We start from the raw sequence: 235 nt of genomic DNA, 5'->3' as shown, positions 1-235 counted from the left end.
TGCCGGTGGACGTACTCGACCTTGAGCACACTGTTGAACGCCTCGCTCACGGCGTTGTCGAAGCACGAGCCGACTCGTCCCATGGACTGCACGATGCCCGGCTGGCGGCAGGCCCGCTTGAACTTCCGGGAGCAGTACTCGCTGCCCCTGTCGGTATGCATGATCACGCCGCGGACGTCGCCGCGCAGCTGCTGATCACCCCGACCGCCACGGCCGGGTCCGCCTCAGCTACTTC

At 66.8% G+C, this 235-nt stretch carries 1 protein-coding gene; it reads right to left on the bottom strand.

Going from position 1 to position 235, the window contains the following annotated elements; all coding sequences use genetic code 11:
* Positions 1-188: DDE-type integrase/transposase/recombinase (locus tag IH50_RS43695; protein ID WP_420709178.1), on the bottom strand; the 188-nt coding region annotated here is incomplete at its 3' end.
* Positions 189-235: the final 47 nt, after the last annotated feature.

This window comes from Streptomyces sp. NRRL S-37, assembly GCF_000721605.1.
In the GTDB taxonomy this organism is placed as follows: domain Bacteria; phylum Actinomycetota; class Actinomycetes; order Streptomycetales; family Streptomycetaceae; genus Streptomyces.
The sequence above is the reverse complement of the archived record's forward strand: the minus strand, read 5'-3'. Positions and strand labels throughout refer to the sequence as shown.